General features: G+C 61.3%; 1 protein-coding gene. It reads right to left on the bottom strand.

The window, feature by feature from the left end:
- The coding region (locus ACZYR5_RS29580) for a contractile injection system protein, VgrG/Pvc8 family (protein ID WP_489092918.1) at positions 1 to 468 on the bottom strand (468 nt) is incomplete at both ends.

Here is a 468-nt window from a genome sequence, read left to right as displayed (position 1 = left end):
GCAGACGATGAATGAAATCCAGGTCGCTTTCGTTGTACTGCATCACCTGCTCGCGGCGCGGGTACTCGTGCACCAGACGGAATGGACAGTCGAAATGCTCCATGTCGTGGCGGCTGAGGAGGATGCTTTTGACGATCTCCGGCACCGACTGGTCCTGGTAGATCCGGTACTGCTTGCCGTGTCCGGCCAGGGCCAGGCGTGGCTCGAGGGTCACCGAATAGCGGGTCAGTTTGGCGGACTCGGAGAGGCGCTGGAAGCCGGTGATGATCCCGTAGAGGGTGCGCGCCGGCTTGTGTTCGATGACCCGCAAGCCTGAATAACTGTCTTCCGGCGGCCCGTAGAGGCTGAACCAGGCGTGCTTGTTGAGCACCTCTTCGACGCCGATGTCCCGCGTATCGCTGGTGAATTCGAGGGTGTAGAGAAAGGGCCGGCTGAGGCCTTCTTCGCCGTCGAAGGTGAGGAGGTCGA

The sequence above is a fragment of the Pseudomonas sp. F007 genome, from assembly GCF_057814275.1.
The sequence above is the reverse complement of the archived record's forward strand: the minus strand, read 5'-3'. Positions and strand labels throughout refer to the sequence as shown.